This is a genomic window from Ruoffia tabacinasalis (genome assembly GCF_042652985.1).
Taxonomy (GTDB): domain Bacteria; phylum Bacillota; class Bacilli; order Lactobacillales; family Aerococcaceae; genus Ruoffia; species Ruoffia tabacinasalis.
In genome coordinates this window covers 25,282-39,559 of record NZ_JBHSHQ010000011.1, presented here as the reverse complement: position 1 = coordinate 39,559, position 14,278 = coordinate 25,282, and the positions used below count along the sequence as shown (strand labels likewise).

Here is a 14,278-nt window from a genome sequence, read left to right as displayed (position 1 = left end):
TCTCCCTCCTTACCACTCATTAATTTCTGAACGAATGGAGTAGTGTTGCTTTTGTCCATGACGCTCACCCAACTTTGCCTCTACCTCAGCAAGGCTAACACCTTGCTGCTGAAGCAATACTAATAAGTGGTAGGCAAGGTCACTGGCTTCATTAATTAACTCTTCTTTATCATTATTTTTAGCCGCAATAATTACTTCAGTCATTTCTTCACCGCATTTTTTGATGATTTTATCCTGGCCCTCATCAATTAGATATTTAGTGTAAGAACCTTCTTGCGGGTGTTTAATCTTTTCTGAAACCGTCTGCTCTAAGACAGAAAGGTTAAAATGACCTTCACCGAAGCAACTTGTCTGACCTGTATGGCAAGTTGGCCCTAGAGGATCAACTTGAAGCAAGATTGTATCTTGATCGCAATCTAATGCAATGTCTACAACCTTCTGCACATTACCACTCTCTTCACCCTTTTTCCAGAGACGCTCTTTGGAACGAGAATAGAACCATGCCACACCTTCTTCACGAGTCTTATCAAAGGATTCTCGGTTCATATAACCAAGCATTAAGACTTGCCCAGTCTGGTGATGTTGTAATATTGCAGGGACTAGGCCACCTGCCTTTTCAAAATCAATTTTAGTCAATGTCTACCTCAATCCCTTCTACACTAATCGCTTCTTTCAGTTCTTTAATCATCACTTCACCTTGGTGGAAGATAGAAGCGGCTAACCCTGCGTCTACCGCTGTTTCTTTGAATAAATCAATAAAATGTTGGCTATTCCCAGCACCTCCACTTGCAATAATTGGAATATCCACCAATTCTGCTGCTTGCTTTAGAAATGGTATATCAAAGCCTCCTCTGACACCATCATGGTCAATACTTGTAATCAATAACCCGCCAGCACCACGGTGTTGGCATTCTTGGATCCACTCAAAGGCGGGGACTGGTTCTTGGTGTTGACCTGCTTGTGTATAAACAAAGTAATCGTCCTGCTCATCATCATAAGCCACATCTACTGCAATTGTAATTGCTTCTGATCCAAAAGCTTCAGAAGCTTGATTAATCAAATCAGGATTCTTTACAGCAGCTGAATTGATTCCTACGCCACTCGCGCCAGCTTTTAAGACCGCCTCGATGTCATTAAGACTGGCTATCCCACCACCTACGGTTAAAGGAATAGAAATCTTAGCTACGATAGCTTCAATCATCTGAGTCCGTAATTCGTGGCCATCCAAGGTCTTAGTAATATCTAAGACTACTAAACCATCGGCTCCTTCTTGATCGTATTGTTCAGCAAATTCAACCGGGTCACCCAATTCTTTGACATTCACAAAGTTGACACCCTTAACTAACTTGCCGTCTCTTGTATCTAAGCATGGAATTATTTTCTTCATATTAACTCAATCCTTTCCAGAATGAATCATTCTGAGCAGCTTTTCCAACAATTGCTTCTGTTATCCCTGCCGCTTCCAATTGCTTTAAATCAGCTTGACCGCGGACGCCCCCGCTTGCAACAACCAAGTGGCGGGTTGAGTCATTTAGCTGAGCCGTACGATTCACATTAGGGCCTTGCTCCATTCCATCCTTGTTAATATCCGTATAGATAATTCCAGCTAGATTCAACGACTCAATTTCTTTAACATATTCTTCAATCTGGCGCTGGCTATTTTCTTTCCATCCATTCACATAGATGTCCTCACCCCGCGCATCAATCCCAACAAAGATACGGCCAGGATACTTTTCGACTACGTCAATCAACCAAGGAACATCTAGGATGACTCGCGAGCCTAATATAAAGTAATCGATACCCAAGTCATCGTATAGTTCAATCGTTTCAAGCGATCTTAAGCCACCCCCTAATTCAAGCGGAATATTCGTTAATTTCTTTATTTGTCCAATCAATGGCGCTTCCACTGACTCTTGTTCTGCTGCTCCTATCAAATCCACGACATGAATCCGGGATACTTGTGGGAATTGACTATAATACATGACAGCTTCTTGTGGCGTTTTTGGCATGATAATCTTCTCATCATAATCTCCTTGTGACAGTCGTACACTTTGTCCATCAATTAAGTCAATAGCAGGAATAATTTTCATTGTTTTCTTCTCCTTTATGCAATAAGTCCTTTAGATGATGGTACGCCACCCTCAGTCTCTGTTAAAGCAATACTTAAGGCTCTGGCAAAGCCCTTGAATATCGCTTCAATCTCATGGTGGGTATTGCCACCCTTCAATAAATCTATATGTAATGTCATTCGTGCATTCATAGCTATCGCATTGAAGAATTCTTCCACTAATTCTGTATCAAAAGAACCTACCTTCCCTTTTGAAAAGTCAGCATTAAAATTCAAGTGCGGACGACCTGATAAGTCTAAGACAATACGTGCCAAGGATTCGTCCATAGGCAAGTAGAATGAGCCATAGCGCTGATAACTATTAAGGGATTGGTAGAAGTCTCGAATCGCTTCCCCGAGTAAAATCCCAATATCTTCAACCGTGTGATGGTCATCCACGTCCGTATCTCCTTGAGCCTCTATCCCAATATAGAGACCAGAATGAAACTTGAATAAAGTTAACATATGGTTAAAAAATCCTACTCCTGTCTCAATACCCATGTCTACATCGTTGCTTCCAAGAGTTTGGGCAAGTTCTAACTTAATCTGAGTTTCCAATGTTTGTCGGTCTTTTTTAATCAATTTGTTTCCTCCAAGTCTTTAATAAGTCTTCAAATTCGTCGTATTTATCTATATCTAAGATTGAATAACGAACAACATCTTTTAAGTGATCTGCATCATATGTCCTACCTACAAAGCCATTTTCACTCAAATATTCTCCAAGATCACGTGCAGATTTTCCGTAAGTCATAATAAAATTACTTTGAGTAGGCTTTACCTTGATGACATCGTCCACTAAGGTAAGCGCCTGAATGAGCTTCAATTGACATTCTTTTTGATAAGCTACCCATGCATCCAATTGTTCCTTATTAGAGAACATGGCATTGGCCACATTCAAAGCTAAGTTACTAACAGGATAAGGATGATTAATATCAATTAACTTCGCGAAGGTTTCTTCCTTAGCAATAGCAATACCAATTCTCAGTCCTGCCATAGCATATATCTTACTGAGTGTGCGAATAATAATAACATTGTCATTCGATGGTCTATGATAATCGTCACCGAACTCAACATAAGCCTCATCAATAACGAAATATCCTCCTATACTTTCCATCTCATCTGCGATAGCTTGCAGAAATTCAGAACTAAATTGCTTACCCGTTGGGTTTTGTGGATTCGACACTAGAAGTAATGACGGTCGAAGTTTTTGAATCTCTTCTAAGACCTTTTCTAAGTCAAAGTCAAAGTTCTCGTCACTCTCCACTTTCCAAAAGGGGCGATTAATTTGTCGAGCGTAATCTTCATACATAAAGAAGTCTGGACTAATAGTCAAGACACCCTCTTGCCCGAATTGAATCATCAGCTTCTGCAACCACTCATCCGCTCCATTAGCTAATTCAATCTGATTAGGATCCAATTGATTATAGTTAGCATATAATTCTTTAAAGCGAGTGGACTCTTTTTCAGGGTATTCATGAAAGGCAGTTTGGGTAACTACTTCTATTAATTGCTCATCAGTGAGAGGCCTCTTAGGACTAATATTACGGTTCATAAATACTGTCATAAACTTTCCCTCCTAATCGATACAGATCTTTGGTGTGCAAATAATCCTTCGCTCTGTGCAATCTTCTCAGCCGCAGGAGCTATCTGATTATAAGTGGCTTTTTTAATACTAATAATGGCGTGACTTGTTCTGAAATCATTGGCATTAAGTCCATGACTAAAGCGAGCATTACGATTGGTTGGTAGAACATGGGACGGTCCCGCTACATAATCTCCAATAGCTTCCATTGAATAGAAGCCTTTGAATACTGCACCCGCATAGTTTATAGCTTCAACTATGCTATCTTGATCTTTATGTTGAATTGATACGTGTTCAGCTCCGATATAATCAATCACTTCTAATAACTTATCGCGACTATCAACAATGGCATAGTGATTATTGTCCATCGATGCTTTAATAATATCCCCACGCACTTGGCTCTCTACTAGTTCCTCCATTCGTTCTTCGATTCTATCCACATATTCTTGTGACTCACTCAGTAGAAAAGTGCGAGCATTAGCATCGTGCTCAGCTTGGGCAAATAGATCATAGACAACAGCATCAACAGGTGTTGATTCATCTACATATAATAAAATCTCGCTTGGACCTGCGATACTATCAATTCCGACATCCCCGAAGACTAGTCGCTTGGCCATTGCTACATAAGCATTCCCTGGTCCACAAATTTTATCGACCTTAGGAATAGATTCAGTTCCATAGGCCAGCGCTGCAATGGCTTGAGCCCCTCCAACTGTGAACACATAATCAGTCACACCACATAGATAAAGAGCCGCAAAAGTGATATTGTTCGGTTGAAAGACAGGTGTCGTGACAATAATATCTTTAACCCCAGCGACTAAAGCTGGCACAATTGTCATCAACACACTTGATGGATAGAGTGCAGTGCCCCCAGGAATATAAATACCTACTCGCTCAAGAGGACGATAGACGTAACTTAACTCATCATCTTGGTGGTCTTTATACAGTATCTTTGTCTCATAATCTTCAATGCGTTGCTTAGTTAGCTTCAATGCTTGTTGTAACTCCGGCTCTAAAGCATCCCAACTTGCTTTCAATAAAGCTGGGTCAACTTTTAACTTGTCTAAGTCTTGTTGATCAAACTCCTTAGTTAAGGAGTACAATGCCTGGTCGCCGTCTACTTTAACTTTGTCAATAATTGCTTGCACAGCAATCATCTGATCGACATTGGTGCTTTTATTTTTTATTTTATTTTGCTTAATAAATTCATTCGCATCCAACTATATCACCCCAATCTCTTTAATAAATCGATAGATCGCCTCATCCTTAATATAAAAGGACTGCTTGTTAGCAATCAGTCGCGCTTGAATATTCATGATAGTACTGTATTCCACCAAGTTATTCTCCTTTAAGGTAGTCCCCGTCTGAACAATATCCACTATGGCATCCGCTAAACCTAAGATGGGCGCTAATTCCACCGATCCGTGAAGATGAATAAGTTCAACATCTTGCCTTTGTTCGTTAAAGTACTGGCGCGTGATATTAGTGAAAGTGGTTGCTACTACTTTAAACTCATGTTGATTAAGATTAGGCGAACTGGCAATTGCTAAACGACACTGACCAAAAGGCAACTTAGATACATTCAACACATCAAAAAAATTCTCTGTAATAATATCCTGCCCAACAATCCCCAAATCAGCAATCCCCTGCTCGACGTAAGTAGGCACATCAGATCCTTTAGCGAAGATAAACTTTACATCGCCAATAATCTTATATAAGTATCGCCCGTTCTCTTGCAATGGACTCGCATAGTGGTTTAACCCCTTAGTACTTAAAAACTTTATAAAATCTTTGAAGAGACGACCTTTAGATAAAGCAACTGTAATCATAATAACCCTCCCGTTGATAAGTTAATCCCTATTCCAAAGGCACCTTCCGCATACTGACCACCAGAAAGGATGGGCGTATTACTAGTTAAAAAGGCTTGAAAATAAAACCCATTATAATATAACTGTGATGAACGGAAAGATAAGTCTAAAACAAATCGGGTCTGTGAACTTGGCAACTTGTCTTTAAGACGGTGAATAATTTGCATAGGTTCACTCTCGCCAAACTGCTCATCAACACGATCGAACTGCTGACTCACAGGGAGAATCATCAATTGATAGAAAGGATGGTCTTCACCCAACATGTCTCGCATAGCTGATAAGTTCTTATCAATCACATAAGACTTAACTTGATCTGGTAAATCATACAATTCAATATACATATCTAATAAAACGTCATTATTGACTACTAGAATTGTAAAGGGTGACTCACTTATCTTTTCAACAAAGTTAAGATGCAACTCTATACTCTCAATAATATCTGTCACAGATGGTTGGAATAGCTCTACGCCCGCTTGATACTGTGTATTGAACTGCCTTAATACAGGACCAAAATAACCAAATTTTTGCTGCGATAATTGAAAGGTATTATTATAATTCAAAATACTTCGCGTCCAATCACTACGCATTGCGAATAATTGATGGTTCCGTTCAAAAACAATACTATCCGGATGATAGTTTTTATTCTCCATCTTGAATGGTTCCACCATATTCAAATCAATCAACTCATACCCCGCTTCATCAATAAGTTGTAAGTAGTCATTCGCTAAGCTAATTCGTTTTAAAATCGATGTATTCTCCATTAGAAACCTCACTTTCTATTCACTTCATATAAAAAAACCTTTCAACCCTAAAAAAGGATTGAAAGGACGTTTCACAACGTGGTGCCACCTTCGTTTACAGGTATTTCACAACACCTATCTCTGACAGTAGTCACTGACTACTGAAGCGATAACGGGGCTACCGGATTTCCATTCATCTGCCGTAGAGTTGTGTCATGATAACTATCATATGTTTACTTCTCACCACCTAGTAAACTCTCTTTAATATGATCCAGTTATCATTTGTCTCTAGATACATTTTAATTATAAAGCTAAAAAAGACGCCCTAAAATCCATGTAGGATTAAAGGACGTCGCGACGTGATTCCACCTTTTGTTCACTATAATCTCACAATTATAGCCTCAAGGAGTATAAATACTCCAGCGATAACGGGACTACCGGGTGCTAACCACTCTTCAAGGGTGTGTCTAACTAGTCTATGATGCTTTGCTTCTCAGCTAACCGCAAATTCTCTGTCGTCACTTTAACTAGTCTTTGTCCTTGCATATATCAGCTTATTTTAATCTATCTTATCTAATTTTAATTATATAGTCAAGTTGATTTGTGTTAATTCGTATTTTTGTGAATGTCTAATTTATTAAAATGTTCGAGTCTAGAACTATTAACATTTCAATAATTTAAAAAAGACGTAAATGCAAGTAGCTTCTAAGCTCGCATTTACGTCTTTATTACTTTCTTCTATTCTCTAATAAATTTCTGATCCGACTCAGGCACACCGTCTTGATCACTCATATAGCGTTCAACCTTCATGGTGAGATCGTATTTTTCGCGCAAATCTTTAATTTCTTGCATCATTGAAGAGGCGTGATGTCGGTCAATGGCTGCTTGATCGGTCCAACTATCAATTAATAGAATGGTCGTTTTGTCCTCTAATGGCGCAAAGTATTCATACTTTAAATTCCCTTCAGCGCTTCGGATTCTTTCAACAACACCTTTTGACATCATCTCTTTCGCAAATTTTAGAGCATTGCCTTCCTTGCCTGTGTAATAAATATTAATTGTAATTGCCATGCAACTCTACCCTTCTTGTGCAATATCTTGTATTAGAGGTTTCAGCCAGTCTTCAAGATTATTTAATTCAAAACCTTCAGCTTCAATCTTATCTGAACGCAAGTATTGGTCGTGAACGGTGCTAAATGGTGATTCATGTGTCCGGTCATTCGTATATTCAACCTTCACTTCTTTACCAGTCATCTCTTCTAACCAAGCTATAAAAGTTTCGACAGTGATTGCGTTGCGTGAACTAATATTATAGATGCCTTCTTTTTGGTTCTCAATCGCCCACACAATCGACTCTGCAGCTTTCGTTCCTTTGACGTAGTTTACTTTATTCTTTGGATCCATAAAGTAAACAACTTCGTCATTCATTACTTTCTCAACATAAAAGTGCAGTCGCTCAGTATAATCATCTAAATCTAGGACAATTGGGAAGCGAAATGCTGTGAGCTTAAACGGTGCCTCAGTAAATAATACTTGTTCAACTTGCCTTTTTCCTTCGCCATAATTCACTTCGATATTTGGGTCAATGTGATAAGTTAAAGGATCAAAATCTGCTTCAGAGTACCCATCAATATCCCCATTGTAAACCGCCATAGACGAAGTAAAGTAAAGATGATCAATAGAATCCTTGAATTTATCCATAATAATTCGCGCATCATTTGCCGTATAACAAATATTGTCAAAGACTGCGTCCCATTGCTGGTCCGTCACTTCAGTCCATCCTTCGTGGCTCGCATCGCGCGCATCTAAAGTAATGTGCATAGCTTTTCCTTCAAAGGGATTTGGTTTATTTCCACGTGTTGCAATCGTCACGTCATGACCGTTATCTAATAATTGTTGTACTGCCTTCATTCCAAAGAAATTGGTTCCACCTAATACTAATAATTTCATTTTGTACCTGCCTTCTTTAATTTTCCATTAGTTTTTGATAAATCTTTTCGTATGTTTTTCCATTTCGAACAGTAATTTGCTTATAAAATGGAGACTTCACTAAGTATCTTGCATACGCCGTCTTTTTGTAATTGGCTTCGTCGTATTTCCCCCAATAAACTGCTAACTCACCAAAATGAATTTCTTCATTCCCTAAACTCATACTTGCTACTTCTTCTTTAAAGGCGTCTCGGTCTACAGCTTCTGTATAAAATAAAACATCTCGACGAGCAAATTCCTCATTCCACCACGCCGGTAAATTTAAGTAATCTGCTTTGTAAGCTTCAGCGCTAATAATAATTGAAAGTAAATCAAAATCATATGACTCTTTTAAATGAGTTTGAACTTTTTCTCTAATCGAATTGATATCTTCCTCACTATTAAAGAAAAGATTACCGCTATTGATATAGGAAGTCACTTCGGTAAATCCAAGCGCTTCTAGTTTTTCCCTAAGTTCCGCCATCACCACTCGATTCTTACCACCGACATTAATTCCTCTGAGTAAAAGTACATAGCGCATAGTTTGGACTCCTTTTTACATAATTTTTTGAATTAATTTTAGGGCCCAATCTTTATAGGGCGGGTAGCGTAATTTAATATCAAACAAGTCAGTCTTCTCAATCACGCTTTTTGGATGTGAGAAGGTTTCGAGACTATATCTGCCGTGATATTGCCCCATACCACTCGCACCAACTCCACCAAATGGGAGATTGTAATTACTTTGATGAATCAGCGTGTCATTTATCGCTGCGCCACCAAAAGATAGATTTTTTATTATATACTCTTTCAAAGCTTTATCCTGCGTAAATAAATATAAAGCAAGCGGTTTGTCTTTCGAACGAATAAATTCTACTGCTTGACTCACTTCTCTATAAGTTAATATCGGTAATATCGGACCAAAGATCTCTTCTTGCATTAATTCTGTATCGAGTTCCGGTTCCAAGACCAATGTTGGTTCAATAGTTAGCGTCTCTTTATTACTGCCTCCACCATAAATAACACTTTGGTCTTTCATTAATTTCTTCACACGCTTGAAGTGTTTTCGATTAATTATCTTAGAATAATCTGAATTCTCTAAAGGATTTTTCGTGTAATATTCTTCAATGACTTCAATGAGGGCGCTGATCAAGTCATCACGAATCACTTCATCAACGAGAAGGTAATCGGGCGCGATGCAAGTCTGACCAGCATTGGTAAATTTCCCCCAAACAATCCGTTGGGCTGCATGCTTGATATTGGTGTCTTTTGCAACAATAACTGGACTTTTCCCACCTAGTTCTAGAGTTACTGGCGTTAAAGTCTGACTCGCTGTCTCCATAATTGCTTTTCCAACTTGATTACTTCCAGTAAAGAAACAATAATCGACGCCTTCTTTTAGCAATTGCTGAGATACTTTCCCATCACCTTGTTCAACTGCAATATATTCGCGTGCGAACACTGATTCAATAATTTGTTGAATTACCCTAGCTGTATGTGGTGCTAATTCGGAAGGCTTTAATACGACACAATTCCCTGCCGCAATCGCCCCAACAAGTGGTACGAAACTTAACTGAATAGGAAAATTCCATGGTGCAATAATTAAGACACGCCCATATGGTTCTTGATATATGTGGCTTTTAGAATAAAAATGCGCCAGAGACGTTGGAACGCGTTTAGGTTTAGCCCAATCTTTTACATGTTTAATCATATAATCAATTTCACCATAGACCGAGCCTAACTCTGTCACATAACTTTCAAAGACGGGTTTATTTAAATCCTTTTTCAGCGCATCATAAATCAAAACATCATGCGCCTTAATTGCCTCTTTTAATCGTTTTAATTGTCTAATTCTAAATTTCACATCCAAGGTTATGCCACTTCTTAAAAACATTTCTTGTTCTGCTTTAACTTGCATCATGAAACGCCCTTTTCAGTTAAAAGTATATCATTGACCGCAATTAACCTCCAAACATGTGAATGGATTGTTTGAAAATAAATAAAAACCCTTCTAGAGATCTTGCCTGTAAAAAGATTTATCAAAATAATTTCGTTAATGGCAGCTTGTTCATCATGGTAATAGAGTATATTGACTACTTTAATCGCATAATCTGAAGAGACTATCGCGTCTCCTTGCATATGTCCGGTTGCCACGACTTGAGCAAAGACTCTGACTGAAAACTTGCTGATGTAATTAATGGACTGTTGGCCTAGCTTGTTAGCGAGAAAGCCTGTCTGACACAGTTGATGCGCACTTTACTTGCTTCTGTGATGATACTGTCTTTTAAACTCTCATCTTCGATATCAATGTATTCGAGAACGTTCCGGGCATTTTGGCTGGCCCATGTTGCTAAAGATTTTTGAGGTATTGTCTCGAGTAATTCCTCTAACTCAAGTCTTAAGTCAGCTGACACTTGAATTTTTATCTTGTATTTTTAGGGAGTTCGACCTGACCGTCTGTGTATAACTACCTCTCCCGGCCATTCCAGGCGTTAGCTTGAGGATCCATAGACATCTTTCTTTTCTGATAACTTTCTTGTTTTCAATAAACGTTTAAGTCCTTGATACCTTGTCTAGAAGGAAATGACAACAATACACCTAAATCTACTTAGATTATGACCGAAATAACCTGAGTCCATGAATGAAATCGGTATGTCTCTAATTGTCCACGTTCATAGGATCATTATATAACCCTAATCTAGTACTCGATTTAAATTCGAACGCATGTTTAATTAAATTATCAATAATAAAACCGGCAAGTCAGTTTTTCCTAACTTGCCAGTAATACAACGGTCTCTCAATTAGAGTTATTTAATTCCTTTACCACCTTTTATAATTAGTGATGGATAATCTGACATGCCTGTAATGATGGGTTTGGCTTTTGTAATAAGCTTTTTAAATACATCTAGTGAGAAGGATTTTTGGTGGGCTTCTTCATTTTCCCAGACCTCATAAATATACACTTTATTTGCATCTTCTAGATCAATGCCGACACTGTATAATTCCATCTTTTTACTCCTTATTCATTGCTTTTCTGACCGTCTGACTGACTTTTGAGCTTTGCACTTTTATTTTATGACTCATGACTCATGACTCTCTTATTCAAACATATGATATAATAAATGCATAAAAAATACTTAAGGAGTTTACTATATGAAAAAGAAGTCCTCTTTCATTCTCAGTTTCATCACTTGTCTGTTCCTGTTTTCAATTCAAATGCCCGACGCTCAAGCTGCTACGACAGTAGATGGCGCTAACTATGCGCCTTATTATTTCCATGATGTTTATAATCATGTCGCTGATTTTATGGAGTTTGATGATTACGAAGTGACTCGCAACTACCCGGCGGACGAAGCGAAGATTTATCAATTTAATTTTGATAATAACGCAACAAATACCGTCTATGTTTACCAAATTCAAGAGGATGGCATTTATGAATTAGCCTACTTCCCACATGAAAATCCTACGGTTGATTACAGAAATCATTCCGATTCAACTGATTCATATCAATCCCTTATTTTACCGAGAAGTTTAACTACTGGCGAAGTTTTTTATCAAGGTTATAATCAAGATGAACCAGTCTTAGTTGTTGATATTTTAGATTCGTTTACGCATTTAGATACCGCTTATCAAAACGTGGTCGTCTTAGAGAAGAAGATTGATAACTATACTTACATCGCTTACTTAGCACCGCACACAGGAATAATACTAGAAAATAAAGTCAGTGATGATGGCCAATTCAATATTACAACTCAACTAGTGGATTATAGGAGCAACTCAGCATTACCACAATCTACCGATACAGAAGTAGTTGCATCTGATATGAGGGTTTTAACCCAAGAAGAAGCGATTGAATATGCCCATGATCATCCAGAATTAGTTGAACAATTTAGATCCGTAATAGAAGATGGATACGGCGAATTCCATAATTTTACTGAGGAACAATTAGCTGCATTGCCTGAGGACGCATACTTTAATACTCTCGTTCTTCATAAAACAAGTATGCCTACTGGCGGAGATCCCTCAACTACTGCGCATCTTCTTTCGACCTTATACCCTGAAATACTTGGAACATTCACTGGTCCGGAACCTAAAGCAGAAAGTGCGTTTGATAATCCAATTGATTTGATCGATATCGATGGTGTGCTTGAAGAATTACAAAAACCAAATGCATTAAACGAGAGCTTGTCTTATAACGAAGCTCAAGCTATCGTAGACCAAATTATCGCAAATATCTTAGAAAACCATCATAATTATACACCTAATAACCGGAGAGCTTTTAATAATGCCCTTCAGGATTACCTGCCGGGGAGCTTCTCAACTGGCCAAACCCTTGCGATTCCTGATTTTTTCTATGCTTATATCGATAGTCTAAATGCTGCACATAGTTCAACTGTCCCAACAACTAATACGAATACTGACTATTCAGTTGATATGTCTGAATTAAATGGACGACACTTATTCGAAAGTTTTCAACCTAATTTCAAACAAATAGAAATTGACTTTTCAACTGGACAGCTGTCATACCAAGGTAGTGTCGCTAATGACCCTGGTCTTTACAATGTAAGAGTTGAAAATAATGAAGTACGAAATATAAACGTTGCACACTTTGATGAAGCGAGCAGTCGAAATGTTTCCGCAGTAACTAATTTGATTATTCAAGGAGAGACAGCTCATTACAGATTAGGTACTAACGCTGCATACCTTTTCTATAATAGTGACGGAGGCATTTCACTTGCACTACCCGATTTAAAGAATGAATTACAAAATGTCGATCAACAAACTTGGATTGAATATCAAATGGTTGAGTAGTAGTTTTTAAAATTTTCTAATCAATAGAAAAATAGAGTTGATGTTATTTATTTAGCATCAACTCTTTTTATTATTGGATTCTTTTTTAATGATCAGCCTAAAATGTTAAATTTTATAAAGCAACATTTATCAGCGAAAATATTTAATGTATAAGATTGCTATTATACTTTTTTTACACCTAGATGACATTATATTATTATATAAAAAAGCCAATTTACATATATTAATTCGATTAGAAATACTTTTATTATATCTAACAACCATACTTACCAAAAGGAATTTTACTAATTATTTTTAAGTTAAACAAACTAATTAAATCCATAATATTTGTAAATATAATCACTACGTTTATTCAGAGTCTTCATACAGAATATTACCTTCTACTGATCTCAATAATTTTTTCATTCTAAATGATTGTTCAGTTGATGATAACTTTTTAATATACCGAGTTGATCGAACTTTACCAGTAACTTCGATGACATTTTCTTCGATAAAAGTTTTATTGTATTTCGAATAATATGATTTTCCATCGATAAATTTTTAAAGCATAAATTTGATTGGAGGTTTACTTCGTTGCACGTTTATCCGTTTCAATACGAATGAATTCAGGTAAGTAATTTGGTGTACATCCTTTTGAAACAAAATCACCTTTGTATAATTCTGTCTCCTCACCTAGAGAAACACAACGGTCGCGCAAGGTTTCATCATAAACTCCAATCCAACCTGCAGTAAAATTCATCGCCCACTGAACTTCTGGCTCTTCGTCCATAATTCTTTCTTCGATATCATCTAGCAGCGCTTCAGTATCATCCGTCATATTCTTTCCTGTCCAGCGTTGACGCCCTTGATAACTCCAGAAAGCGCGGCGTTGCAGGACAATCGAACTGTCTTTCCAAGATTCTAAGATGGCTTTTTCTCGCTTAGTTTTTGTTAAGTGATTTGTCATTAGCCAGTCCATTAAATTATTACGCTCATCATAAGTATGTATTGCCATATCTAGACATAGAGCATCCAAGACTTCTTCTGAAAGTTCTTTTTTATCCATAATGAGGATGGCTAAAAGTCTTGGCTTAAACTCTTCACTCTCCCATAATTCTAGTGCTAAATCATGATCTTTTTTTATTTCTTTGGCTATTTTTCTTAAGTCGCCTAGTTTCGTATCCGGCTTTATTTCAGCTAGTAATTCTTTAGCTTTAGTTGTCAT

The 14,278-nt window shown here is 37.6% G+C and carries 16 protein-coding genes; 1 reads left to right on the top strand and 15 read right to left on the bottom strand.

The window, feature by feature from the left end:
• Positions 1-9: 9 nt before the first annotated feature.
• From hisIE to ACFO5Y_RS02010, 14 genes are all read right to left on the bottom strand, one after another.
• The gene (gene hisIE / locus ACFO5Y_RS02075; protein WP_138404160.1) at positions 10-636 is read right to left on the bottom strand and encodes a bifunctional phosphoribosyl-AMP cyclohydrolase/phosphoribosyl-ATP diphosphatase HisIE; all 627 of its coding nucleotides are present in this window, start codon (positions 634-636) and stop codon (positions 10-12) included.
• Positions 629-1,387 (bottom strand): imidazole glycerol phosphate synthase subunit HisF, encoded by a 759-nt coding sequence (gene hisF, locus ACFO5Y_RS02070; protein WP_197103780.1) that lies wholly within the window; start codon positions 1,385-1,387, stop codon positions 629-631. The genes hisIE and hisF overlap by 8 nt, the downstream gene beginning before the upstream one ends.
• Position 1,388: 1 nt before the next feature.
• Positions 1,389-2,090 (bottom strand): HisA/HisF-related TIM barrel protein, encoded by a 702-nt coding sequence (locus ACFO5Y_RS02065; protein WP_197103779.1) that lies wholly within the window; start codon positions 2,088-2,090, stop codon positions 1,389-1,391.
• 14 nt (positions 2,091-2,104) lie between these two features.
• Positions 2,105-2,689 (bottom strand): imidazoleglycerol-phosphate dehydratase HisB, encoded by a 585-nt coding sequence (hisB, locus tag ACFO5Y_RS02060; RefSeq protein ID WP_197103778.1) that lies wholly within the window; start codon positions 2,687-2,689, stop codon positions 2,105-2,107.
• On the bottom strand, positions 2,682-3,671 hold the full coding sequence (locus ACFO5Y_RS02055; RefSeq protein ID WP_197103777.1) for a pyridoxal phosphate-dependent aminotransferase: 990 nt from the start codon (positions 3,669-3,671) through the stop codon (positions 2,682-2,684). Before ACFO5Y_RS02055 ends, hisB begins: the two co-directional genes overlap by 8 nt.
• Positions 3,668-4,909 (bottom strand): histidinol dehydrogenase, encoded by a 1,242-nt coding sequence (hisD, locus tag ACFO5Y_RS02050; RefSeq protein WP_231606821.1) that lies wholly within the window; start codon positions 4,907-4,909, stop codon positions 3,668-3,670. The genes ACFO5Y_RS02055 and hisD overlap by 4 nt, the downstream gene beginning before the upstream one ends.
• On the bottom strand, positions 4,910-5,518 hold the full coding sequence (gene hisG / locus ACFO5Y_RS02045; RefSeq protein WP_197103776.1) for an ATP phosphoribosyltransferase: 609 nt from the start codon (positions 5,516-5,518) through the stop codon (positions 4,910-4,912).
• The gene (locus ACFO5Y_RS02040) at positions 5,515-6,318 is read right to left on the bottom strand and encodes an ATP phosphoribosyltransferase regulatory subunit (protein WP_138404154.1); all 804 of its coding nucleotides are present in this window, start codon (positions 6,316-6,318) and stop codon (positions 5,515-5,517) included. Before ACFO5Y_RS02040 ends, hisG begins: the two co-directional genes overlap by 4 nt.
• 717 nt (positions 6,319-7,035) lie before the next feature.
• Positions 7,036-7,368, bottom strand: a complete 333-nt coding sequence (locus ACFO5Y_RS02035) for a putative quinol monooxygenase (RefSeq protein WP_197103775.1) — start codon at positions 7,366-7,368, stop codon at positions 7,036-7,038.
• Positions 7,369-7,374: 6 nt separating this feature from the next.
• Entirely contained in the window at positions 7,375-8,247 is an 873-nt protein-coding gene (locus tag ACFO5Y_RS02030; protein ID WP_197103774.1) for a Rossmann-fold NAD(P)-binding domain-containing protein, read from the bottom strand.
• A gap of 16 nt (positions 8,248-8,263) precedes the next feature.
• On the bottom strand, positions 8,264-8,806 hold the full coding sequence (locus ACFO5Y_RS02025) for a DUF1697 domain-containing protein (protein WP_197103773.1): 543 nt from the start codon (positions 8,804-8,806) through the stop codon (positions 8,264-8,266).
• 15 nt (positions 8,807-8,821) lie between these two features.
• The gene (locus ACFO5Y_RS02020; protein WP_197103772.1) at positions 8,822-10,183 is read right to left on the bottom strand and encodes an aldehyde dehydrogenase; all 1,362 of its coding nucleotides are present in this window, start codon (positions 10,181-10,183) and stop codon (positions 8,822-8,824) included.
• A complete protein-coding gene (locus ACFO5Y_RS02015) occupies positions 10,180-10,461 on the bottom strand; it encodes a putative immunity protein (protein ID WP_380706334.1) in 282 nt (93 codons plus the stop codon). Before ACFO5Y_RS02015 ends, ACFO5Y_RS02020 begins: the two co-directional genes overlap by 4 nt.
• Before the next feature lie 608 nt (positions 10,462-11,069).
• Positions 11,070-11,270 (bottom strand): putative quinol monooxygenase, encoded by a 201-nt coding sequence (locus ACFO5Y_RS02010; protein WP_197103771.1) that lies wholly within the window; start codon positions 11,268-11,270, stop codon positions 11,070-11,072.
• 145 nt (positions 11,271-11,415) lie between these two features.
• On the opposite strand from ACFO5Y_RS02010, the gene ACFO5Y_RS02005 reads away from it, so the two are divergent.
• On the top strand, positions 11,416-13,074 hold the full coding sequence (locus ACFO5Y_RS02005) for a hypothetical protein (RefSeq protein WP_197103770.1): 1,659 nt from the start codon (positions 11,416-11,418) through the stop codon (positions 13,072-13,074).
• Between the two features lie 565 nt (positions 13,075-13,639).
• Here ACFO5Y_RS02005 and ACFO5Y_RS02000 read toward each other — a convergent pair.
• The gene (locus ACFO5Y_RS02000) at positions 13,640-14,278 is read right to left on the bottom strand and encodes a DNA alkylation repair protein (protein WP_197103769.1); all 639 of its coding nucleotides are present in this window, start codon (positions 14,276-14,278) and stop codon (positions 13,640-13,642) included.

Excerpts from the sequence above, each read along its gene's own strand:
- hisF (WP_197103780.1), bottom strand. The coding sequence starts at position 1,387 with ATGAAGAAAATAATTCCATGCTTAGATACAAGAGACGGCAAGTTAGTT.
- ACFO5Y_RS02065 (WP_197103779.1), bottom strand. The coding sequence starts at position 2,090 with ATGAAAATTATTCCTGCTATTGACTTAATTGATGGACAAAGTGTACGA.
- ACFO5Y_RS02055 (WP_197103777.1), bottom strand. The coding sequence starts at position 3,671 with ATGACAGTATTTATGAACCGTAATATTAGTCCTAAGAGGCCTCTCACT.
- hisG (WP_197103776.1), bottom strand. The coding sequence starts at position 5,518 with ATGATTACAGTTGCTTTATCTAAAGGTCGTCTCTTCAAAGATTTTATA.
- ACFO5Y_RS02040 (WP_138404154.1), bottom strand. The coding sequence starts at position 6,318 with ATGGAGAATACATCGATTTTAAAACGAATTAGCTTAGCGAATGACTAC.
- ACFO5Y_RS02035 (WP_197103775.1), bottom strand. The coding sequence starts at position 7,368 with ATGGCAATTACAATTAATATTTATTACACAGGCAAGGAAGGCAATGCT.
- ACFO5Y_RS02030 (WP_197103774.1), bottom strand. The coding sequence starts at position 8,247 with ATGAAATTATTAGTATTAGGTGGAACCAATTTCTTTGGAATGAAGGCA.
- ACFO5Y_RS02025 (WP_197103773.1), bottom strand. The coding sequence starts at position 8,806 with ATGCGCTATGTACTTTTACTCAGAGGAATTAATGTCGGTGGTAAGAAT.
- ACFO5Y_RS02020 (WP_197103772.1), bottom strand. The coding sequence starts at position 10,183 with ATGATGCAAGTTAAAGCAGAACAAGAAATGTTTTTAAGAAGTGGCATA.
- ACFO5Y_RS02010 (WP_197103771.1), bottom strand. The coding sequence starts at position 11,270 with ATGGAATTATACAGTGTCGGCATTGATCTAGAAGATGCAAATAAAGTG.
- ACFO5Y_RS02005 (WP_197103770.1), top strand. The coding sequence starts at position 11,416 with ATGAAAAAGAAGTCCTCTTTCATTCTCAGTTTCATCACTTGTCTGTTC.
- ACFO5Y_RS02000 (WP_197103769.1), bottom strand. The coding sequence starts at position 14,278 with ATGACAACTAAAGCTAAAGAATTACTAGCTGAAATAAAGCCGGATACG.